This is a genomic window from Vibrio sp. 1078-1, assembly GCF_033340475.1.
Genome location: NZ_JAWOWM010000810.1, coordinates 1 through 535, shown reverse-complemented (window position 1 = coordinate 535; position 535 = coordinate 1). Strand labels below are relative to the sequence as shown.

Annotated in this window: 1 protein-coding gene; it reads left to right on the top strand. The window is 41.7% G+C overall.

The annotated features are described in order from the left end of the window. A partial coding sequence (locus R7190_RS30205; RefSeq protein WP_318138253.1) for a lipase family protein occupies window positions 1–535 on the top strand: 535 nt, incomplete at both ends.

Here is a 535-nt window from a genome sequence, read left to right as displayed (position 1 = left end):
ACTAATGAGCACTATTTCTCCATTTATGGCGAGTGAACTATGTAATATTGCATACGAAGTGAAGCACAATCTTGAACGTGTGAAACTGCCAGCTGTTGTTGATAATCACTTTGGTTTTTCGAAAGTAGCGGTAGGTGCAAGTGGTGGTTTTTTCTTTCGCCCTGAAACCGGGTTTGCTCTGCTAGGAAAGGGAAAAAGTGAGCGTTATAAAAATGACCTTGTCTTAGCTTTTAGAGGTACAGCTGGATTAGCTGATGGGATTACTGACTTGACGTGTAGTGGGAAAGGAACAGATACCGGAGAGACCGTTCATTCGGGATTCCAAACTACGTTCTATTCTATGAGAAAAGGTCTAACTCGTTTTCTTCGTGATAATCCGGTAACCGCTAACGGTACTATACATTGTGTTGGACACAGTTTAGGTGGTGCATTAGCGACTCTGGTTGCTAATTGGATTTCTGCTTCTCCAGAGTTTAAAGGCAGAGTTAACTTATATACTTTTGGCTCACCAAGAGTCGGAATGAAATCTTTTTCG